This is a genomic window from Streptomyces sp. MUSC 14 (genome assembly GCF_001866675.1).
In the GTDB taxonomy this organism is placed as follows: Bacteria; Actinomycetota; Actinomycetes; order Streptomycetales; family Streptomycetaceae; genus Streptomyces.
The window spans coordinates 1-21,008 of record NZ_MLYN01000026.1 but is presented as its reverse complement, the minus strand read 5'-3'; the positions used below and the strand labels follow the sequence as shown (position 1 = coordinate 21,008).

General features: G+C 70.2%; 21 protein-coding genes and 1 pseudogene. 4 read left to right on the top strand and 18 right to left on the bottom strand.

The genetic code is table 11. The annotated features are described in order from the left end of the window. Nucleotides 1–3: 3 nt before the first annotated feature. The 3 genes from eccD to BIV25_RS17000 form a co-directional block, all read right to left on the bottom strand. The gene (gene eccD / locus BIV25_RS17010) at nt 4–1,368 is read right to left on the bottom strand and encodes a type VII secretion integral membrane protein EccD (protein WP_079176693.1); all 1,365 of its coding nucleotides are present in this window, start codon (nt 1,366–1,368) and stop codon (nt 4–6) included. A gap of 13 nt (nt 1,369–1,381) precedes the next feature. Then, nucleotides 1,382–1,675 (bottom strand): hypothetical protein, encoded by a 294-nt coding sequence (locus tag BIV25_RS52815; RefSeq protein WP_071373194.1) that lies wholly within the window; start codon nt 1,673–1,675, stop codon nt 1,382–1,384. 98 nt (nt 1,676–1,773) lie between these two features. Beyond that, nucleotides 1,774–2,373: a hypothetical protein gene (locus BIV25_RS17000; protein WP_071373193.1), complete on the bottom strand. Its 600-nt coding sequence runs from the start codon at nt 2,371–2,373 to the stop codon at nt 1,774–1,776. A gap of 109 nt (nt 2,374–2,482) precedes the next feature. On the opposite strand from BIV25_RS17000, the gene BIV25_RS51060 reads away from it, so the two are divergent. Continuing rightward, nucleotides 2,483–2,896, top strand: a complete 414-nt coding sequence (locus BIV25_RS51060) for a hypothetical protein (RefSeq protein WP_177235310.1) — start codon at nt 2,483–2,485, stop codon at nt 2,894–2,896. Between the two features lie 311 nt (nt 2,897–3,207). Here BIV25_RS51060 and BIV25_RS16990 read toward each other — a convergent pair whose 3' ends face one another. Together BIV25_RS16990 and BIV25_RS16985 are read right to left on the bottom strand one after the other, a co-directional pair. Then, nucleotides 3,208–3,519, bottom strand: coding sequence for a pore-forming ESAT-6 family protein (locus BIV25_RS16990; protein WP_071373191.1), 312 nt, complete (start codon nt 3,517–3,519; stop codon nt 3,208–3,210). A gap of 56 nt (nt 3,520–3,575) precedes the next feature. Then, nucleotides 3,576–3,908 carry a hypothetical protein gene (locus tag BIV25_RS16985; protein WP_071373190.1) on the bottom strand — a complete coding sequence of 111 codons (333 nt, stop codon included), beginning with the start codon at nt 3,906–3,908 and terminating at the stop codon, nt 3,576–3,578. A gap of 278 nt (nt 3,909–4,186) precedes the next feature. Between BIV25_RS16985 and BIV25_RS16980 the strand changes: the two are divergent. Beyond that, nucleotides 4,187–4,831 (top strand): annotated as a pseudogene (locus BIV25_RS16980) (mobilization protein); the annotation flags it as partial. A gap of 574 nt (nt 4,832–5,405) precedes the next feature. Continuing rightward, nucleotides 5,406–5,903, top strand: a complete 498-nt coding sequence (locus BIV25_RS16975) for a hypothetical protein (protein WP_256255867.1) — start codon at nt 5,406–5,408, stop codon at nt 5,901–5,903. A gap of 365 nt (nt 5,904–6,268) precedes the next feature. Here BIV25_RS16975 and BIV25_RS52810 read toward each other — a convergent pair whose 3' ends face one another. From BIV25_RS52810 to BIV25_RS16915, 13 genes are all read right to left on the bottom strand, one after another. Continuing rightward, the gene (locus tag BIV25_RS52810) at nt 6,269–6,835 is read right to left on the bottom strand and encodes a DUF6518 family protein (protein WP_079176692.1); all 567 of its coding nucleotides are present in this window, start codon (nt 6,833–6,835) and stop codon (nt 6,269–6,271) included. 409 nt (nt 6,836–7,244) lie between these two features. After that, nucleotides 7,245–7,643 (bottom strand): lactococcin 972 family bacteriocin, encoded by a 399-nt coding sequence (locus BIV25_RS16970; protein ID WP_143076651.1) that lies wholly within the window; start codon nt 7,641–7,643, stop codon nt 7,245–7,247. A 772-nt stretch (nt 7,644–8,415) separates the two neighbouring features. After that, nucleotides 8,416–8,859 (bottom strand): hypothetical protein, encoded by a 444-nt coding sequence (locus tag BIV25_RS16965; protein WP_071373188.1) that lies wholly within the window; start codon nt 8,857–8,859, stop codon nt 8,416–8,418. Next, nucleotides 8,856–10,370, bottom strand: coding sequence for a hypothetical protein (locus BIV25_RS16960; RefSeq protein ID WP_143076650.1), 1,515 nt, complete (start codon nt 10,368–10,370; stop codon nt 8,856–8,858). Before BIV25_RS16960 ends, BIV25_RS16965 begins: the two co-directional genes overlap by 4 nt. Continuing rightward, a complete protein-coding gene (locus tag BIV25_RS16955) occupies nt 10,367–11,098 on the bottom strand; it encodes an ATP-binding cassette domain-containing protein (protein ID WP_071373186.1) in 732 nt (243 codons plus the stop codon). Before BIV25_RS16955 ends, BIV25_RS16960 begins: the two co-directional genes overlap by 4 nt. Before the next feature lie 141 nt (nt 11,099–11,239). Beyond that, nucleotides 11,240–12,211 carry a hypothetical protein gene (locus BIV25_RS16950; protein WP_071373185.1) on the bottom strand — a complete coding sequence of 324 codons (972 nt, stop codon included), beginning with the start codon at nt 12,209–12,211 and terminating at the stop codon, nt 11,240–11,242. Then, the gene (locus BIV25_RS16945; protein ID WP_177235309.1) at nt 12,208–12,666 is read right to left on the bottom strand and encodes a BlaI/MecI/CopY family transcriptional regulator; all 459 of its coding nucleotides are present in this window, start codon (nt 12,664–12,666) and stop codon (nt 12,208–12,210) included. Before BIV25_RS16945 ends, BIV25_RS16950 begins: the two co-directional genes overlap by 4 nt. 70 nt (nt 12,667–12,736) lie before the next feature. After that, nucleotides 12,737–13,561: an ABC transporter permease gene (locus BIV25_RS16940; RefSeq protein WP_071373183.1), complete on the bottom strand. Its 825-nt coding sequence runs from the start codon at nt 13,559–13,561 to the stop codon at nt 12,737–12,739. Then, a complete protein-coding gene (gene ccmA, locus BIV25_RS16935) occupies nt 13,558–14,253 on the bottom strand; it encodes a heme ABC exporter ATP-binding protein CcmA (RefSeq protein WP_071373182.1) in 696 nt (231 codons plus the stop codon). Before ccmA ends, BIV25_RS16940 begins: the two co-directional genes overlap by 4 nt. Next, nucleotides 14,247–15,593, bottom strand: coding sequence for a lanthionine synthetase C family protein (locus tag BIV25_RS16930; RefSeq protein ID WP_071373181.1), 1,347 nt, complete (start codon nt 15,591–15,593; stop codon nt 14,247–14,249). Before BIV25_RS16930 ends, ccmA begins: the two co-directional genes overlap by 7 nt. Next, on the bottom strand, nt 15,580–18,720 hold the full coding sequence (locus BIV25_RS16925; RefSeq protein WP_079176690.1) for a lantibiotic dehydratase: 3,141 nt from the start codon (nt 18,718–18,720) through the stop codon (nt 15,580–15,582). Before BIV25_RS16925 ends, BIV25_RS16930 begins: the two co-directional genes overlap by 14 nt. Before the next feature lie 12 nt (nt 18,721–18,732). Continuing rightward, on the bottom strand, nt 18,733–19,722 hold the full coding sequence (locus BIV25_RS16920; RefSeq protein ID WP_071373179.1) for an LLM class flavin-dependent oxidoreductase: 990 nt from the start codon (nt 19,720–19,722) through the stop codon (nt 18,733–18,735). Next, nucleotides 19,722–20,234, bottom strand: coding sequence for a hypothetical protein (locus BIV25_RS16915; protein ID WP_079176689.1), 513 nt, complete (start codon nt 20,232–20,234; stop codon nt 19,722–19,724). The genes BIV25_RS16920 and BIV25_RS16915 overlap by 1 nt, the downstream gene beginning before the upstream one ends. Nucleotides 20,235–20,700: 466 nt before the next feature. Here BIV25_RS16915 and BIV25_RS47030 point away from each other — a divergent pair, with 466 nt between their 5' ends. Beyond that, a complete protein-coding gene (locus BIV25_RS47030) occupies nt 20,701–20,856 on the top strand; it encodes a gallidermin/nisin family lantibiotic (protein WP_079173389.1) in 156 nt (51 codons plus the stop codon). Nucleotides 20,857–21,008 lie beyond the last annotated feature (152 nt).

Sequence of the window (21,008 nt, the reverse complement as noted above, 5' to 3'; positions counted from 1 at the left end):
ACCTCACGCAAAGGTGCCCAGCAGCCGCCCGTACACCCCGAACACCCCGAGGACCAGCGGGAACAGAGCGACCACACCGACCGACTCCAGCACGTCGCCAGCCTTGCGCAACCGTACCCGGACATGCTCGGCGGGCTGCACGGCCAGCACACTCAGGGACAGCACGACCAGCACGCCGAGAACGGCGAGCGGTGCCGCGGCTCCCGAGTGCTCCCGCCACAGCCAGGCCAGCCGCAGCGCCACCACCATGGATGCCGCGAGCAGTACGACCACCTCCGCCACCAGCGGGTAGGCGCGCGCCCGCAGCGCGAGAACGAACGCCACGGCGACAGCCAGCAGCACCGTCCACACCGTCACGGTACGCACCGCCAGCACTCCGGCGACGGCACCGCAGACCGCGATGACGACCGTCGCCAGCACCAGCCCCCAATGCGTGGCGGCCAACGCGGTGGCCACCTGGTAGCGACTGACGGACACGCCCGCGGAACGCCGGTCGTCCAGCCCGGACAGACCCGACGCCGCCAGCGCCCAGCGGGGCAGCACACCCAGCGCGACGACGGACACCACGGCGAGCACCGCCCCGGCACGCGCCGAACCGGTCGTACCGACTCCGCCGGACTGAAACGCGAGCGCGACCTCCCAGCACGCCCCGGCCCCAGTCAGTGCTCCTGCCCCGACCAGCGCACCCCGCCCGCACGGAGAGAACCAGCCGAGCAGCAACAACGCCACCACCAGGACCGAGAGTACGGCGGCCAACCGCACGGCTCCCGGCCAACTCTGTGCGTCGGCAACCGACCAGACGCCCTGCACACCCACAACGGCACTCACCACGACCAGAGCGGCGGCAAGCCCCTTGTGTCCGGCCCGCCCCAGCAGCGCACCAGCCGCCGCAGCCACCGCCGCGGTCACGAGGAGCGCCCACCCGGCGGCCTTGGCCTCGAACCCCTGGCGCGCCATGAATCCGACGGCCGACGCCCAGACCACACCGGCGCCCGAGGCCGTGATCCGCCGCGCCCGCGCGTCCCACCGCCAGGCCCGCACATCCAGATCGCCGGCCGCTTCGTCACTCACGTCATGGACCACCGGAGCGGACGGCGCGTCCTCGACTCGGACCAGACGGAGTACGGCACCGTCGGGCACTCCCGCGGACTCCAGCGTGGCATCCAGCTCCAGAGCACTTCCGTCGGCAGTCACCAAGTGCCGGGCCTGCGGTTGCTCGGCCACCCGGTCGTCGAGCAACCGCAGCACCTCGGGCAACAGCAGTCCGACCGGCTCCCGGGCCGGCAGCACCAGATCCACCCGACGCCGTTCACCGACCAATGTCACTCGGCTCAGTGCCGTACGGCTCACAGTCCCCCGGGAAATCACGCGGTCGAACCTATCATCGGGCCGAATTCGCGGACTGCGGTGAAACGGGGGGTTGCCCGGAGGGCGTGGACACGGGCGCAGGGGTCCCATACTGAGCCTTCCCGATCACACGGTGCGCGACGAAGGACCACCCCACACACCCGGCACACACGACGGCGGCGATCACCACTCCCGCGAACGCCTTCCCGAGCCGCTCGTCCACGGTCCGCCGCTGCCGCTGCGCCCCGAACAACACGGCATCACGCAACCGCCGACGCCGCACCGCCACGGACTCAAGAAGCTGACTGTCGTAATCCTGGGCTGACATCACTCAAATCCGGTTCGCTGGACAGGCGGGAGCTCGGTGAACATCTTCTCGTCTTGCGGATTGCAGACGCAACGGGGGTGTGAGGTGGGCCGACGGTCTCAGCAGCGCAGTCCGACGACGCCCCAGTCACGACGCGCCGCCTCCGTGACCACCTCGCCCCAGTCGGTGAGAAAGTCGGCGAACGATTCGAACGTCTTGATCCATCCCCCGGACTCCGCCGCGTGCTGGATGAACGGCTCGCGCAGCTCTCCGAGTCGGCGTCCCGCCTGTCGCCACCACGCGGCGATCAGTGACACATGGTCGGGCGGACACCACAGCAACAGGTCCGCCTCCCAGGTGCACGGGCGCTCCGGGAGCACCGAACCGACCCCGGTCGTGTCCTCCAGGCCGTGCCAGAACAGCGCGTCGTTGAACCGGTCCAGCACCTCGCGCCCCTCGGGCTCGACGAAGTCGCGCATGTACTCCCAGCGAAAGCCGGCCCAGAAATGTGGCTTGTACGAGCCGAACGTGTTCCGAAAGGCATACCTGCCGAACCAGTCCTCACCCGGCTGCGTAGACCATGACCAGCCATGCTCGAAGAGGTCGTCGCTGTACGCCTCACCGAACGCCGCATCGCTCAGCAGGTCTTCCCGACCACCGGGCGCTACTGCCTCCACGCGCGACCAGTCCACGATCAGTACCTCTATCGCCACCCCCATCACACCAGCGTACGGCGCGGATGCGGATCTATGACGGCCAGACGACTGCGCCGTCACGCACTACCAACGGTACGGGCTGGGGCTCTTCGTGGAACCGAATCCATCCCAGATGGACGTCACCGCCGGAGCCTCGGTGCCGCTCAGTGGCCTTGGCCGCGAGCCAGCTGAGGAGTTCACCGGTGCGCTCGAAATCGTCCGGATGGATTTCCTGTCGGCTGGTCAGCGCCCAGCCCTCCTGCCCCGTGTCCTGCCGATGCAGCAGCATGGAGACAAATGCGCCCCCAACCTTGTAGCCACCACCGTGCTGGCCAAGAAGCGGCTCAGGATGATCCTCGATGACGAACTCTCCGTGCTCGTCCTCTACCACGACCGGAAATTCGGTGACGATACGGAATGTGTCCGGCTGGGCGCCTGTTCCGAGATGCCATCGCAGCTCTGCAAGGTCCCCAGCCGACAACTCGTCACGCAAGTCCAGCGCAAGCATCAGCTCAAATATGTCAGCCATGGTCGCGCAGGCTACTGAATCCTCGCGCCAAGTGCCTGTGGTCGGAGCCGACTGGTCAGGTCGGAGGCCGTGGCCGTTCTCGTCCGGGTCCGGACCGGCGGCCCCGTCAACGATGGACGCTCCGAAATACGTTCGTTCGCCAGGCTCGGGAGGCATGCCAAGCAGTACGTTCAGGTCTCGCACCGCGGCAGAGAACGCGGGGCGTTGTCCCGTGGGTCTGAGGGTGTGACCGCCTCGCGAAGCCGTACTGTCCCCAGGTGCTGGGATGCACGGCCAGTTCGACCGAAAGGCCGACGGGAGCCGCAGAGAGGGACACAGCCGACCGCCGGTCAGCCGATGTTGTCGACCGCTGCCTTCGCCTTGGCGAGGGTGGCCTGAGCGGTGCCGTCGTTCTGCTCCAGCGTGTTGCGGACCAGACGGATGATCTCGCGCACCTCGGCCGCGGCCTTGTGCCACCGGACCTCCTTGCCGTGGTACTGGTCCGAGACGCCGTCGGCCTGGAAGTCGGCCATCGCCGCCTTGACCGCACGGTCGCGGTCGGTCAGCACGCGCTCCAGCTGACCGATGATCCCAGACAGGCTGGTCTGCACGTCGGCGGAGGCGCCGGTGTCGTACGAGCGGCGGTCGTGATTCTGAGCCATGATCGAGTCCCCCTTGAAAGCGGTGACGGCAGCAGTAGCTTGCTCTTCGAGGCCGGTTATCGCGCGCCGAAACGGGCCGCGTCGAAGTAGGCCATCCCCATGTTCTGGTGCGCGTTGTCACCCAACTCCACGTCACCACTGCCGAACGCGGTGTCCATACCGGACTGGCCACCCAGGATCGCGCCCAGCGAGCCGTTCAGGTCTGCTGTGATCTCGTCGGCATGCGCCTTGAACGTGTCGAACGCGGCCTTGCCCGCCCCGTTGAACTTCCCTTCCAACGGCTCAGCAGCCTGGATAAGAAGCCTGATCAGCGTGCCCAGGTCGTCGCTGGAACCGACAGTGCTCTTCCCGAGCTGCGACAGGGTCGTCGACCCCATGTCGAACTTCATCCACCCACCCCGTAAGTGTGTTGTCCGAGCGCTGGGACTACTCAATCACCGTTGCCGTCCTGAGTTGCCCAGAGCCCACAGTACGTCGAACATCCTCTCGCACCCCGAGTTGCAGGCGCAACGCGGAAGCGACCGAAGTGGCGCGATCTGGTGCATGCGATAGAGCGAGACTGAGGGTCATCTGGTTGTCCGGGACGAGCTTGTGGTGCCGAATCCGTCGACGCAACCTGGGCTGCGCGGTAGTTCGACTGTAGAGCCAGCGTCGGGACGCCACTCCTCGCTCCCACATCAAGGCCGTACTTGGGCACGACCGCGCCCTGCGCCGGACCGCCCGCGACCTCGTCCACAGTGGGCCCGCCCTCGGCCGTGGCGAGGACGACGCCACCACCTCCATGCTCATCGACATGGCCTTCTTCCTCGCCATCGCCGCGGCGAACTGGCATGCCAAGAGGCACCACACCCAGCAGGCGAAGGCCGCCCGCCAGACCGCCGAACACCTCCGCGCCGCCTACCAGGCCGCCGCAGCCCACCCCATGGACGTGCTCCGGTAGCGGGGCCACCGCATGCCCCAGCTCCTGCTACACCGGCAGGTGGCCGTGCTGCGCCACGCAGTCCCCGACCTCGCCGAACAGATCCTGGCCGAACCCGGCTGGCCCGCCCTGGCCGCCACACTCGCCGACGCCCATGACGCCGGCCACAACCCGGCCACCCTGCTCACCGAGGCCACGCGACGGCGAGAACTCGATACCGCCGCCTCCATCAGCGACGTCCTCGTCTGGCGCCTGCGCCGCAGCGCCCACCTGCCCACGGCCCCGGAAAACTCCCAGGACACACCCTCCCCAGACGAGCACCGCCCCCCGTGCCCATCGCCCGCCGCACAACCCGCGAGCCGGGCAGCGAACGGCACCGCTCGTCGGCGCTGACAGGACAAGCGCAGGCGGAAGGTAGCCGACGATCCCCGGTTACCGAAACCGGTGATCTTCCGGAGGATTTGGTGTCCAGAAACTCCACGCCACGCTTAGCGCCGTCCCCATCGCGGTCGAGAGCCTGTCGCGCCCGCCGCCAGCCTGTGTCCGGCAAACACCCCACCGTGAAGGCACCTGCACGTCATGCCCCGAGCACCATCTGCCAACCCACTCCCCAACCGATCTCACGACACCGCACGCGGCAGCCAAGAAGTACGCCTGGCTCCGGAACGCCCGGTCCGCCAAGCCAGAGCTGGCCAGCGGCATCCTCGTCCGGCGTCTGTGCCGCAGCGCCCGCCTTTCCGCCCTGCCCGAAAGCCCCCACGGCCCATCCACCCACGGCAGTTGGCGCACCGCATCCCCGGTGCCCACCGCACAACCGGCCGTCGGCGCAGTGAACGACTCCAGCCGTCGACACTGACCGGCCGAAACGGGCGGAATGTAGCCGCCGATCGGCATTTGGGCAAACGATCGATCCTCCGGACCATTGATACATCCACCCACCCACCCAACTCCCATCAGGAGCACCTGCATGCCCGAGACCGACATCCGACCCCGCCCCGACATCGTCGCCCTCCTGAGCGACACAGACTTCAAACGGCGACGTGACACCCGCGCCTGGAGCCACCGGGACGGACGCCCGTTCAGCAAGGAGGAACAGGCCTTCGCCCTTCGGGCCACCCGCGGCGAATTCGAAGAGCTGAGCGCGCAGCTCGGCCGATACACGGAGTACAAGCACACGAAGGACGAATCGCCGGAAGCCTTCCAGCGATTCCTCGCCCCGTTCATGGAACAGCTCACCCAGAAGAAACTCGGCAACGCCGTCCAGCTCATGACGGAGGACGAACGGACCGAGTTCGACCGACTCCTCGGCCTCGTGATCGAGCCGATCCTTCCCTTCTGCGCATACGCCTTCCGACGACGGTCCACGTCACTCCATGACCGCCGCGAGGAAACGACCGGATCCCGGGACCTGACCCAAAGGCACTGCGGCGTCCCAAAGCGAGGGCTGCTCTCACCCACCACCTGAATGCTGCGCCGAACGAGACACCGGGTCACAGACGCCGCCCCGCCAGCCGCCGGCCGTGACGCACCGCTGACGTCAGAACAAAGCACCGCAGCGCGAAGCCGGGCCTCCTAACGGGAGGCCCGGCTTCAACGCGCGGGAAACCCTCGGCTGGTTGGAGAGCGTCACGCAGCGAAGCCAGCCAGCGTTTCGCCGACGGCAACAGTGAGGCGCGTGCAGGGCAGCGGATCTGTCATCTGCCGAGCCGTCTGTCAGCACCTGCGCCACGGCATCCCCCCCTGACCCGGCGCAGACGCCTGGGCGCCTGTACCACCCGGCCGACGGCAGTGTTCTTGTTCGTAGCGCCGTACGGGGTAGGCCGCGAGGCTCTACCTTTCACCCCGGTGCCGCCGGTTGATCAGCACTGCGTGTGCAGCCAAGGCGAGACAGGCAGCCACCGCTGCAAGACGGGTGATGGTCCATGCCGTCTCACCGACTGGCCCTTGGTCTGCGACCTCGGCTTGAAGCCGCCCTGACGTCTCCACGACAGCCAGCAGCGGGATCACCAGTCGGAAGGGGAGACCGCGGAGTCCACGCATACGCGCCAGATTCCCCGCAAGCCCCCCGATGGGCCCGACTACCAATGCGACTACACCCCATGCAAGCGACGCCGACAGCACCCCGCCCCAGGTAGTGTGCGCATCCACCGCGTAATAGGCAGTGACAGCCGCTGCCAGGGACACACCAGCCAGGACGGTGGACGTGACCCTCGACGCACAGGCAAGGCCAACGCAGAAGGCCAGGGCCGACCAGGGCCATGCCTCGTTCAGGACGAGATACACGCCACGGCCCGCCGAGGAGGTATTCGCTTCAAGAAGGCGGGTGAGGGATCCGAGCGCCGCACCGGCTGCCAGCGCGGCCACAGGTGCCAGGATGCGGGAGCGTGGGGAGAACACGAGGTTCGAGACAGCCCTTTCCGGTAACGCAGGAGACTGCGACCTGACCTCTGCGGGAGTCTACGGCGGTCGCCGTTACGGGTTCATCGCCGCTACTCACTCAGCCCCAACCTTCGAGATCGCCAGGACATGAGGCGCTGTGTGACCTACGGATGTGAAGCACACGCTCCGTTGCCAGAACAGCGGCATGCTCACCGTGCCGCATGCTGTCCAGAGAACGCGGCGAGTGCCACGGCAGCTTCCCCAGGCTGACTCGCGAAGGGGATGCGGAGCAGATCTCGGGAGCATCCGCGAAGTCACCTGGTTCGCCTCAGCGTGAGGCTCGTGGCGAGAGCAGGCACGCACGAGACAGGCGCGGCTTCGCGGACCCCCTGAGTGCTAGCGCAGCTCAGGGTGCAGCCGGAGGGGCTTACTCGTCGACGCTCCAGTACGCCTTGCACGTGTACGCGGCGCCTGCCGTTGTGCTGGCCTTAGCCGTTTGTCCGGCGAAGCCGTAAGCCTTGTTCTCGGCGTTGGCTATTCGCACCGTCGCATGGTGCATCTTCGAGCCGTGGAAGTAGTAGGAGAAGCAGCGCTTGCCGCCGCTCGTCAGCTCAAAGCCGTAGGTCCAGGAACCACCACCGACATCCTCGGTGTGCGTCTCATCGCTTGCCGACCGCAAGGACGAGTTGAGGTTGAGGACGACCATGCCCGACTTCGCGGGCTGGAGTTCTGCCGCGCTGGCCGACGCGGCCGGAGCGACGACGGCCGCGGTGGTCAGGCCCGCGGTGGCCGTAGCGAACATCAGGGACTTACGAAGAGCCTTCAAGGTCAACCCCGTTCTGTGTGTGAGACCTTGGATCTCTGTAGCGATTGCTGACCCCAACTCGCCCTGGTCATGGGGAAGTTGAGATCAGTACTCACATACGGTAAGTCCGCTCCCCTCCCGCCTCAAGATCCTCATCTTGTTGCGGATGTCACACCGGAGGTAGGAGCTGATGCGGCGCTCGGCCTCATGGCGACGGCACACAGAGGCCGTCGATCACGAGCGCCAGCGATCAGCCCGAGTCGCCGCCCAACGAGCTGCGCAGGGCAGGCAAGGTGGTCAGAAGGCTGCCCGGGCCTTGTCGAGCGCCCTGTCCAGCCAGACACGCCAAACAGCCCTCATCGCTACTCATGTTGCTGGCCATTGCCTTGGCGACGCGCAGCGAGCCCGCGACCCACGACCGCGTCGTTGGCGCCATCGGTCAAGCCGGAGACCACAAGGGGGAGCCCAGCTGACCTGACCCCTCTCCATCGCCTGCAAACTTGCTCATGCAATGCGACTAAAGCTCGACGTAGCCCACCATGCCCCGCCCACTCTGGGAGAAATCTAGGAGATGATCTCCTTCCGGAACCCACGCGACACCAAGCAGGATCGAGGCTCTGACCTGCGCGTTTATGTACACACACAGGTGTCGATCTTGCCCGAACCTCATTCGGGACGAAGAGGTCGTGGGTTCAAATCCCGCCACCCCGACGCCGTAGTACCAGGTCAGGGGCCTGATTCTCACTGAGGATCAGGCCCCTCCTGCGTTTCCGTGATCAGTGGGCAAGCGTGGTCACGGGGTCCTGCGCGGGGTCGGGGTCTGGTTCATGTGCTGGGCGCGGTAGACGCTGCACACCTGCATGCCGAAGGAGCGCAGGCGCCACATGGTCTTGGAGGAGGGCTTCTTGATCGTGTCGGCGCTGGGGTGGTGCAGTTCGTCGCGGGCGACGTTGTTGAGGGCGTAGACCTTGCCGTCGGGGGCGGTGAAGGTGATGGCGAAACCGCTGTAGGGGGTCGTGTCGCAGCGGACGTCGCCCGAGGAGGGGGTCACGGGCCAGGCGGCGCCGAGCTGGTCGGCGGTGATGTGCTGCGGGTTCTTCGTCGCGTCCGGCCATTTGGTGAGCGCGTCGCCCTCCTGGGAGGAGCAGCCGGACAGGGCCAGCGGGAGGGCCAGCGCGGCCGTCGTCGCGAGCAGGATGCCGGCTCGGGGGGTGCGCGCACGCATGCGGGTGGTCATGAGTTCTCCGCTGCCTTTCGGGTCGCGTGGGTGATGCCATAGGTGAACAGGGCGAGGGCGGCGAGGCTCACCGGAAGCGTCACCGACATCCGGTGCAGGTCCAGGTAGTTGGCCCACGAGTAGGGGATCAGCGGCCACAGCGTCTGCTGCATGGAGGTCCCGCCGACGAGCACGCCGAAGACGATGCCGAGGATCCCGACGACCGCCGCGACGGCCTGCGAGGTACGGATCGCCAGCCAGAGGGTGAGCGTGGTGAGCATCGCGCCGACCGTCGCGCTGGTGAGCGCGAGGGGCCAGGCGTGGCCGGCCGGGATGCCGGCCGTCAGATAGAGGAGGGCGGTGATCAGCGACACGGCCACGGCGATGGCGACCGTGACGGCCGTGAGCGCCAGCGCGGGGCCGGTGGTGCCGGTGGCGCGGGAGGCGACAGCCCGCCAGCCCTGAGCGGCGGCGCTCCACACCGTCAGGCCCAGCACCAGGGTGCCGATGGGCAGGATCAGGAGTGTGAACAGCTGGATGCTGGTCTCCGGGTCGTGCCAGGACAGCCACAGGGCGACCAGCGCGACGGCGCCGGGGCACAGCCAGGTCAGTGCGGTGCCGCGGAGTATCCCGAGCACGGCGCCGAGCAGCCGGGGCTTGGCGGGTGCGGGGCGTGGGGCGGGTTCCGTCACCGTCTTCAGGATCGCGGTGGCGCCCGGCGAGAACGTCGGCCGCTCGGCTGTCGTACGGTGCTTGGCGGTTCGGGTGCCGGACAGGCTCAGCCGCGGCAGCAGCAGGAACGGGATCGCGAGCAGCGCGCCGAGCAGGGCGGGCGGCCAGGGGGAGGCGCCGGCCAGCGCGGAGTGGGTCTCCAGGGCGACGCCGTTGGCGTGCGTGCCGAGTACCGGCAGGGCCCCGCGGTCGAGCCAGGTGAACGGCAGCACCGCCCAGGCGGCGGACTCGGCCTCGACCACCCCCAGCACCGTCCAGACGAACCCGGCGGCGAGGGCCGCCCCGGCGTGCAGCTGGCGTGCCAGCCACAACGTCAGTGCGAGCAGGCCGAGTTGGGAGATCCAGGGGATCAGGACGGCCTCGATCGCGCGGCCGGCGGGGACCCGCTGGGCGCTGGACAGCAGGCCGAGCAGCAGCAGGGGGGTGCCGGCGCCGAGCACGTTGAGCAGCAGGGAGCGCACGGCGAGGGCGGTGAAGCGGCTCAGGTGCCGGTACCCGGGCGGCACAGGCCGGTACCAGGTGCCGCCGCCCCGGGCGCCGCGGTCGATGCGGGCCGCGGCGACCGCCAGCAGCACGGTGAGCATCGGACCGACGAACATCGCCCACAGGTTCTGGTAGCCGAGGACGTCCTTCCAGGTCTTGCCGGAGCCGGTGGCGAGGAACATCGCGCAGTCGGCGAGCGCGAACGCGAGGCCGCCCAGGGGAAGATGGGCCACGGCACTGCGCCGCCACACGGCGAACTCGGCGCGCAGGGTCGCGGGCAGGCCGACGAGCGGGGTCATGGGTACGTCCGCGGTCACGGGGCCACCGCCCGGGCCCCGCCGGGGGAACCGGCCAGCGTGAAGTAGGCGCGTTCGAGATCCCCGTCCGGCGCCAGGTCGGTGAGGCTTCCCTGGTAGCGCAGGCGTCCCTGGGCGATCAGACCGATGTCGTCGGCGACCGAGGCGACCTCGCCCAGCAGATGGCTGGAGAGCACGATGGTGCGGCCGGTGTCGGTGAAGCCGCGCATCATGGCCCGCAGCGCGGCGATGCCCTCGGGGTCGAGGCCGTTCTGCGGTTCGTCGAGGATGAGCAGGTCCGGGTTGCCCAGCATGGCGATGGCCAGCGCCAGGCGGCCCTTCATGCCGGTGGAGAAGCTCTTCGCCTTCTTGCGGTCGGTGCCGTTCAGTTCGACCGTGTCCAGGGTCCGGTCGACCTCCGTCTCGGGCAGTCCGAGCAGCTGGGCGTGGATCATCAGGTTCTGCCGGGCGGACAAGTGGCCGTAGAAACTGGGACCGTTGACGCTCGCGCCGATGCGGGACAGGGCCGGCCGCTCCCACGGCCGGCCGAACAGCCGCACCTCTCCCCTGGTGGGCGGCAGCAGGCCCAGGACCATCTTCAGCGTGGTCGACTTGCCCGCGCCGTTGGGGCCGAGCAGGCCGTAGATCCTGCCGGGCCGTACGACGAGGTCGACCGCGTCGACGGCGGCTTGGCCGCGGAAGACCTTGGACAGGCCCCGCGTCTCGATCACCGGTGTCACCGCTGTCATGACACTCCCTTCTGCTACACGATGTAGCACTTCTGGGTAGAGGTGTACCCGCCCTCGGGAGAGGCCGATCGCGGGCACGGATGTATACGGATGTACGGGGTGTACGGGCGCGGAGGGGGAGGCCCCCGGAACCCGGAAAGCTCAGAGAAGAACCGCGGCGGCGCCGACGGCCGCCACGATCAGCGTGCGGACGGTCCAGGACTGCCAGGCCGGCAGCACTCTGGGCGGATCGGCCAACGCCTGGGCGCGATGGGCGAGTTCGACACCGGGGTCGAGGAAGCCGATGCCGCCCCCGGCGAGTGCGAGGTCGGAGCCGGCCGGCCGGGCATGGGCGTCGATCTGCGCGCACAGGGCCCGCGCCACGGCCGCGGCCCCGTCGGCCGCACGGGCGTCCTGGTCGGCCCACAGCTCCGCGGCGAGCCGCGTCTCGCCGAGGATCGCCTTGCGCCCGGGAATCCACCACCACGAGCGCAGGGCGCAGGTGGCCAGGAAGATCCACAGGGGGTGGCGCGCCCGGGCGTGGGCCCGCTCGTGCCGGATGATCGCCGAGGCCTCGGGGGACTCCGCCACGGTGGCGGAGAGGACGATCCGGGGCCGCGCCAGGCCGACGGTGCTCGCCAGGTTGCGCGCGGCATGCCCCGCGTCACCCCCGACGCCGTCCGCGAGGTCACCCCCGAGGTCGTCGACGATCCAGACATCGCCGCACTGACGGGGAGCCAGCAGCGTGACCGTACGCGCGGTGCGCACCACGTGCACGGCCCCGGCCGCGAACGACACCGCCAGCGACACCAGCGGCACGATCGAGGCGGCCAGCATCAGCTGCGCGCCGACGGCCGACAGGACCTGGGCGGGGTCGGCGTTCGTGATGCCGTTGCTGATACCCCAGGCGATCGGCGCCCGCCAGGGCAGCGCATCGCGCAGCGGGCTGTGCGGCAGATAGGGAACGGCCATGGCCAGCAGAGGAGTCAGGGCCGTCCCCACGGCGAGGACGAACCGCTCGCGCGCGGGCAGCCGCACGGTCAGGCGGCGCAGCAGATGCCACAGACCGACGGTGACCGCGGGACACCATGCGGCGAGCATCACCTGCGGATAGCCCAGCCAGCTCATGTTCATGCGGCGCCCTCCGGCGGCCGTCCTGCGTCGGCGGAACCTGCGGACGGGTCGGCGATACCGGCCAACAGCGCCCGCACATGGGCGAGTTGCTTGGCATCGCCGCTCACGGCACGGACGAAATTCGCCACGGCGAGATCACCGAAGCCGTCCACCACCTGGCGCACCTGCTCGGCCGCCACGCGCTGCTCGACCTCACGGCGGGTCTGCCGCGGCCAGTAGACGTACTGCCGGCCTTCCTTGCGCCGGTCGAGCAGGCCCTTGACCACGAGGCGCTCCATCACCGTCTTCACGGTCGTGTACGCCTGGCCGCTGTCGAGGTTCCGGGCGCAGCCCGAGACGTCCGTCTCACCCTTCGCCCACATGACATTGAGGATCGCCAGCTCCAGCGACCCGAAGTGAGCCGCCAGCCCCTGACGACTCGGCTCCCGCTCCGCCGACTCCCGACCCGATGACATGCTACAGATCATAGCAGTTCGCTCCTCCGGTCGACAGACCTTCCCGAACTCCAGCTCCCCGCACGGTGTTTCAGTACTCGCCGAGCGAACCCTCGCGCCGGGCCCGGGACATCCCGGCGGCGAAGGTGGCCACGCCGACGGGCAGCATCACGGCCGCCCACAGGGCCATGTGGACCAGTGACGGCGCGACCTGCGACAGGCCGGCGTCGACCAGCAGGGACTTGCGTATCCCGTCCAGCGCCTGGGTGGTGGGCATCGCGCGCGCGACCGCCTGCAGCCAGCCCGGCAGGAACGTCACCGGATACATGACACCGGAGAGCAGCGTCGTCAGGGTCGTGATGCCCCAGCGCACCGGGTCGCCCTTCTTGGTGATGAGCAGCACCCCGCAGCCGGCCAGCCCGAAACTGCCCAGGGTGATCACCAGCAGGGCCAGGACGGCGACCGTCGCCAGCAGGTTCACGGAGACGGGGATGTCGAAGACCGCCCCGAACACGCCGAACATCGCCACGGAGCCGAGCGCGGTGCCGATCAGGCCGCCGACGCCGGAGAACAGCATGACCCGGGTCAGCGGCACCGGCATCACGACCACGGACTCCAGGGTGCCGGTGCGCTGCTCGATCTCCAGGTGACTGCTGAAGGCCCCCAGGCTGACCGCGACGAACCCGGTGAACACCGACCCGGACATCAGGAAGCTGATGATGTTGCCGCCGTACCCCTGGATGCCCTCGAACGTGTTCCCCGACTGGAGGAACTTGCCCATGACGAGGAACTGGACCAGGGACACCAGGGACGTGACGGTGCCCAGGGCGATCGCGGTCCGGTAGGAGCGGCGCTCCCAGTAGATCCGCAGCATATGGAATCCGAACTGCCGTACGACGTTGGTTGCGGCGTTCATCGGGCCTCCTGCAAGGTCGCCGGGTCGGGTGAGGGCTGGGCCGGGACGGGCACGACCCGGCCCCCCTCGATCCGCAGCGGCCGTTCCGTGGCCGTGGCCAGGTCCTCCTCGCTGTGGGTGGAGAACAGGGCGCTGCCGCCCTGCGCGGCATGGCCGGCGAGGATCGCGTGGAACCGCGCCACGTTCGCGCTGTCCAGGTTCGCCGTGGGTTCGTCGAGCAGCAGCAGCGACGGGCGGCCCAGCAGCGCGCGGGCCAGGCCGAGCCGTTTGCGCTGGCCCAGGGACAGCCGCATGAACGGGGTGTCGGCCTGCTCCGCGAGGCCCACGCGGTCGAGGACTTCCGCCACCTCGCTCTTGGCGCGGGCGCCGAACAGGCTGCGCAGCGAGGCGTAGTAGCGAAGGTTCTGGGCGCAGGTGAGCCGGAAGTAGAAGCTGCGCTCCGGATACAGGGAGACACCGAGGTGCGCCCGCGCCGCCGCCGGGCGGCGCACGACGTCCCGGCCCGCGACGAGCACCGTGCCCGTGGTGGGCACGACCAGGCCGCACAGGATCCTCAACAGGGTGGTCTTCCCCGCCCCGTTGGCCCCGAGCAGCGGTACGAGGTGCCCCTCGGGGACGGTGAACCCCACGTCGTCGAAGACGGGGCCGGTGGCCTTGCGGTACGTCATCGAGACCCGCTGCACGTTCAGCATGTCCGGCCTCCGCACAGCATGGCCTCCGCCGTGGTGACGCGGTCCTGGCCCAGCGAGATCAGCGCGACTGCGGCACCACCCGAACCGGTCAGGAAGCCGGGCGAGTCGGTCTGCGCGCCCGGCACGTTGTCGTTGCGCAGGCCGAACGCGGCGCGCGGATCGGCCATCTCCAGCAGCCGGTCGAGCGCCTCCTGCGCCGGGCCGGTCCACTGCCGTCCGTACGACGCGGCGACCGTGGCGACGTGCCGCTGGACGGTGAGCCGGCCGGCGATCCCGTGGCACAGGGAGGGGTTGTCGATGTGCCGCAGCCCGACCGGACGCCGCTCGACGGACTCCAGCAGGCGGATGGCGGTGTCGAGGAAGCGCGGGTCCACGCTCGCGCAGTGCGCCAGCGCGACGGCCCCGCCGAGATTGCCGTAGCACCACGCCGACCGGGCCAGCCCCTGCTGTCCGCGCAGGCGGTCCGGGGGCAGTTTGAAGTAGGGCAGATCGGGGCCGTACGCCGTGTCCACGAGGGAGCAGGTGATCAGCTCGCCCAGGACGAGCACCGCCTGCCGCAGCGTCGGCGGCACCGGGCCGCGGGCCGCCGCCGTGCCCAGCAGGGAGGCCACCCCGGATATGCCGTGGGCGAAACCGAGGTTGAGGTAACCCCCGTGCAGGTGGGGCGAGTTGCGGCGTTCCGTCTCGGTGATCTTCGCGGAGGGGGTCCACAGCCCAAGCGGCGGTGGCACCAGGACCAGTCGGCACAGGTGGTCCACGATGCGGTCGACGACCTCGCGGCGCCGGTCGTCGGCGTCGCCGGCGGCGAGCAGGTACATGCCGGTACCGGCGAGCCCCGAGATCACGTCGTAGTCCGCGCTCGCCAGCCCGCCGGAGAGCGGCAGCGCGGCGAGCCGGTCCTCGGTCCGGGCGAGCAGGGCGGCCTCCACGTCGTGCAGGGCCTGCCGGTAGCGCGTGCCGCCCCGGGAGAGCGCGCGCAGCACGTAGGCGACGCCCGCCGACCCGCTGAACAGCCCGATCCCGAGGTCCGCCGTATGGACGTACGTCTCCACGACGCGCTTGGCGTGCTCGAAGGCCGGGCGGTCCCAGCCGTCGTCGGGGCACAGTTCGTCCGCGGCCGCGTACACGAGGGCCATGCCGAGGTCGCCGGGATCGGTGCCGAGCGGATGCCACGCGGCGACCGGCTCCCCCGTGAACGGATCCGGGACCCTGAGGTCCGCGAGGTCGCCGCGGTAGTCGCGCATCCGGTCCAGGATCTCCCAGCCCGTGGCCACCGCGTTCCTCCGCGCCCGCTCGTCGAGCGGTACCGCTGTCACCTGTGTCGCGTCATGCACGGTCACGGCCGGAATGTCCTTCCCTGTGGGCCTCGGCGCGCCGGACGGCGTCGAGGAGAAAGAGCGCTTGGTACTCGCGGTGCCGGGGCAGGCCCATCCGGTTGGCGAACATGTGCAGAAGGCTCTGGAGGGTCATCACCCGGGCCCGCCGGGGCGTGTCCGCCTTGGCGAGCGCGTCGGTCAGGGCCCGGGCGCCGGGCAGCAGGGCCTCGCGCAGCGACGGACCCGCCGCCAAGGCCGTCCCGGAGGGCGGCTGGCGCACCAACGTCCGTACGGCGCGCCGCAGTTCCGGACCGGAAGCGGAGAACTCGGACCGGTAGCCGTCGTTGACGAGCCGCAGGAGTTCGTCGGTCTCCTCGCCGGTCAGCTCCAGGGCCGCCACGTACTGGCCCATCAGATGGGCCGCGTCCCGCAGGAGGGAACCCAGCGGCGCGTCCAGGGTCGCCCCGCTCTCCAGCGTGTGCGCCGCGCGCAGCAGGTCCGGGGCCACGCACAACTGCGGGGCGGCGGCCAGGATCCCGGACTCGGTGCAGAAGATCCGTTCCGCGGCCCCCATCGCGTGGACCCCGCCGTAGCGTTCGAGTTCGCGGACGTAGGTGTCGACGGAGAAGCGGTGGGCGAGCCCGTCCCGCACGCATCCGCCGATCACCTCACGCACCCGCTCGAAGGGCACCCGGTCCGCGCGCACCCGGACGCGGAGGTGATCGCCGGGGTCGGCGTAACGGATGTAGAACCAGTGGTCCGCGAAGTCGTCGCCGGCGCCCGCCAGTCGGGAGAGGATCTCGTTCTGGCGCTCTCGCTCGCCGTGGACGCGCAGGTACCACCACTCCTCTCCGGGGGGCAGGGCGCGCACCGAGTCGGCCGTGGTGTCGTAGTGCGGTGCCGGTGCGGGGGGCGCGGTGACGACCGGGCGGCGGGCGACCGCCGAGAAGACGCCCTCGCTCGCGTACCTGTGGCCGTCGGCGTCCCGCACGATGCCCATCCGGCCCGGCTCGGGAGCCCGCACGACGTACTCGGCGCCGTCCGCCGCCTCGCGGCGCAGCAGATCGCGGTGGATCCGGTCGGCCAGGCGCAGCAGCAGCCGGTTGTCGAACGACCCGATGTACACGTGGTCCGGCAGGCCCGCCTCGGCCGCCCAGCGCAGCAGCCGCTCGTCCTGTTCGTCGGGGGTGCCGGTCAGCACCGGAAGGCGCCACCGGGGCGAGGAGAGGGTCACACCGCCGAACTCCACGCCCGGCAGGAAGGCCGCCAGCGGCTCCAGCTCGCCCCAGGTCCAGGCCGGCCGGACGGTGCCGTCCAGGGCGATCTCCTGGAGGAACCGCACCACGGAGGCGGCGGTCTCGGGGTTGACCAGGTTCGCCGTACGGATCTCGACCGGGCGGCCCGTGGGCCCGTGGACCAGGTGGAACCGGCCGCCTTCGACACCGACCAGCAGATCGGCGAACGCGATCCGCCGCGGCGTCGCCGCCCCGCCGGTGGCGTCGGTGCCGTCAGCGCCGTCGGTGTCGCCGGTGTCCTCGAAGGCGCCCGTCGTGACCTTCAGCTGGACGTCGTACATGCTGGGCGCGACCGCCACGTTGTTCACGCGTGAGCGGTTGCTGATGTAGTCCAGCTCGCACAGCAGCGTGTCGCGGTGCAGCGCCTCGTCCGCGCCGATCACCTCGCGCACGTGTGCCTCGACGGCCGCGTCGTCGTACGCGAACCTGCCGCCCGCCTTGCCGGCGGGTACCGCCACGCCGACCGGGGAGAGCGTGATCCGGACATCGCCGTCCGCGCCCTGGTCGAGCTGGAAGAACACGTCGTAGCTCGTGGGCGGCGTCCCGGCCGGGGCCGGGAACGCCGCGAGGTCCGCCGGGGTGATCGGCACGGTGGTGGTGCCGGTCCGCCGGGACCGGTCGACCAGCTCGGCGCGAAGCCGGCGCCCGGCGAGGAAGGACTCGTCGGCACTGACCGGCTCCGCGTCCGGCCGGTGCGGCGAGGACGGGTACCCGGCGGGGGCGCCGATGCCCCGCACGGGGTCGAACAGGCGGTGCAGCGGTACGAGGGTCCGGCCGAAGACGTCGGTGAACCGCTCGGCGTGGCGCTGGAGTTCGGGCAGGCGCGAGGAGAGCAGCGACATGCGCATCAGCGCGCCCACCGCGGCCTCCACCCTGGGCGCGACCTGCTCGGGCACCTGTCCCGACAGCGCCAGGGACAGGTCTACCTGGAGCTGCTCCTGGGCCGCGTTGTCGTCGGTCCGCAACGCCGCGTACACGGCCCTGAGTTCGGGGATGCCCGCACCGACCGTGGTGGCCCGGTAGGCGGCGATGGCGTCCCGCGCCGCCCGCAGCCCGCGCGCCGTGCCGGCATCACCGTCCTCGGCCGTTCCGTCTTCGGTGGCGCGGATCCATAGGGCCAGCGGGTCGGTGTCGAAGGCCGACGGTGTCAACTCGTCGATGAGGAGGCCGTGGTGGAGGAGCTGGTCGACGAAGCGTGCCAGTACCTCGGCGGCGGCGTCCGGGAACGCCTCGGCCAGACTCTCCCGGACGGCCGACAGCGTGACGGGCCGCCGGGCCGTGCCGAGGACGTGCGCCACCGGCGGGGTGAAGCGGACACTGGAGGTCTCGTCCACCTTCCCCTCGGCCGCCCGCGGGTTCACCAGCACCGCCATACGGTCGCCGGTCCGGTACGCGGTCGGGTTGGCCACCACGCGCAGCCGGCCGCCGAGTTCGGCGGCGGCCCGGTGGTTCAGTCCCTTGAGGTACGCGAAGCCGACCCGGGCATGCTTGCGATGCTCCTCACGTCGGCCCAGCACCAGCGGCTCGGCACCGTGACCGACGACCGCGCTCCCGCCGAAGACGCCGAAGGGCGTGGTGCGGGTGGAGATACGGATCGCGTATTTCAGCAGGGCCCGGTAAAGCGAATGGACTTTCTTGTGGTTTTCCTCGGCCGACGCCGACAACAGGGCGTCGACTTGGTCCGCGAGAACGGAGCTGGCCACGCACACCGCCTCCCGGAAGACCGGGTCGGCCCAGAGCAGTCGAATTCCGTCGAGCGGGTCGTGATCGGCCGGCCGGTCCGGGTAGAAATGTGTGGCACGGATCGGCGACCGGACCAGGACGTGATCCGATATTCGATATTCAGAATGTTTCATGAGGAGTATGTGTCACCAATGCAGTGAGGCCGTTGCGGCCAGAATCTCGTTGAGGTCCAGCAGCGTCTCGTCCGTGCCGTACCAGGAGTGCACACCGGTCAGGTTGAGGATCACCTCGTCCACGCCGGCCGCCGCGTATTCCGCGAGGCCCGTGGCGATGTCGGAGGCGGTGCCGTAGAGGAATCCCCCGCCGGCCACCAGCGCCGCCGCCGCGGCGGCGGGGTCGGCCGTCGACACGTCGACCCCGGCGCGGGTCAGCATGTCCGCGTAGTGCGGCAGCACGAGGTGCCCGCCGGCGGCCAGGTGGGCCAGCGCCTCCGGCCGGCGGCCCCGGCGCGCGACCGCCACGGGCACCGCCGCGATGACGCGGGGCCGGGGCCGTCCCGCGCGGTCCGCCCCCTCGGCGACCGCCGGTGCCACCACGCTGCCGACGTAACCGGCCGGGGTCAGCCAGGTGATCGCCGCGTCGGCGACCTCGCCCGCGGCCCGGGCCATACGGCGGCGCAGCACGCCCAGGGCGAGCTGGACGCGCGGGTGCGCCACCGGCGGCAGGGTCTCGCCCGCACGGTAGTACCGGTGGCCCGCGCCGGCGTCCGGGACGGGCGGGTCCCACGGCTGGGCCAGGCAGTGCCGGGTGGCCCGCAGGAACTCCGCGCTGGCCGCGACCGGATCGTCGTAGGCCGCGCCGAGCCTCGCCTGCTGCACCGCCCGGCTGCCCGGTCCGTAGCCGACGACGGCCGGATGCCCGGTGACCGCGGCCAGTGTCCGTGCCTCCAGCGCCGCCTGGGCCGGCCGGCGCAGCGGGGTGACGAGGACCGAGGTGCCCACCGGGACCCGGTGGCCCGCGCCGGCCAGGTAGGCGAAGGTCGCGGCGGGCTCCAGCCCGTAGCTCTGCCCCTGCCAGAGGCGGGTGAGCTGGGAGTCGTGGGCCACGTGACGCGCGAACGGCACCGCCTGCTCGACCGTCGCGGGAACCGTCGGTATGAGCAGCGAGAGCTTCATCAGTGGCCCACCGGGGACAGTCCCATGCTCCGCAGGTAGGAGTCCGACAGGACGGCCGAGAACGGGTCGTCGCCGGTGGCGGCCGGTTCCGCCAGTTCCCAGTGGTCGATCAGCCGGCTGGTCGCCCGGACCAGCTCCTGGTCGCCCGAGTCCAGTACGGCCCGCACCAGCCGGTCCTCGACGGTCTGGCGCAGCGAGACCGCGAACGGGCTGTCGCAGTCGGGCAGACAGGGGCCCTGGTACAGCAGCAGGGCGTCGGCGGGTCTGCGCGCCTTGACCAGGGCCAGGACCGTGAGCGCGTCCACCGCGACCGGTCCGTCCAGCACATAGCGACGCCCCAGCGTCTGATAGCGCACGGCGATGCCCAGCTTGCGGGCCCGGTACGCCAGGGTGGGCAGTGTCGAGGTGGACACGTCCCGTTCGTAGATGCGGTGGTGCAGGCCGTCGCGGCTCATGGCTCCGCCGGCCGCCGCAAGCGCGGTGATGAACTCGATCGTCTTGCTGCCGGTCACCGGTCTTCCGTCGACTTCGAATCGCCCCAAAACGCTGATCTGTGATCCGGCGGGCAGAGCGACCCGCAGCTGTGCACCGAAATCGAAATGCGGCACTGCTTGGTCAGGCAATACCGTATCGCGCATTTCTCAACTCCCCCGTGAACATTCACGACGAGCGCGCGGGGGAATACCGGATACAGGCCTCCACCACGTCCCCCGACGAGCGCCCCATGATCCTGCTACAGGCTATCGCAAGAAGCCGCGCGGTCAACCCGGTATCGCACACCTCACATGCCGGAGAGCGCTCCCATAAGCAACAAAGGAAGGCGTCACAGTTTTCGCTCCATAGCAGACAAAACGCCCTTTTTCTCGTGTGACATCCGTGTGATCGGCGTGTGAACGGGGCTTGGCATGCTGTTTCTCGGTGAACGGGCCGACCGCTCACCGCCGACCCGGCACGGGTACGTACCGAAAGGAAAAGGCGATGTCTGACTTCGACCTCGACGCCAAGGTTGTCAACACCGAGGCCGGCGAGATGCACCCCCACATCACCAGCATCTCCCTGTGCACCCCGGGCTGCGTCAGCGCCGCGGGCTGCACCACGAGCGTCTGCACCCAGGGCTGCCACATCAGCAAGTAAGCAACCCGCTTCGAGCGAGACGCTTCCGGGCGCCCCTGTGCACACAGGGGCGCCCGGCTCCACACCACCCCGACGCGACGTGCCCCGCTCCGACCCCACTGGACGGACTCCTGTGCCCCTCCGCCTGTACGACACCAGCGCCCGGCAGATCC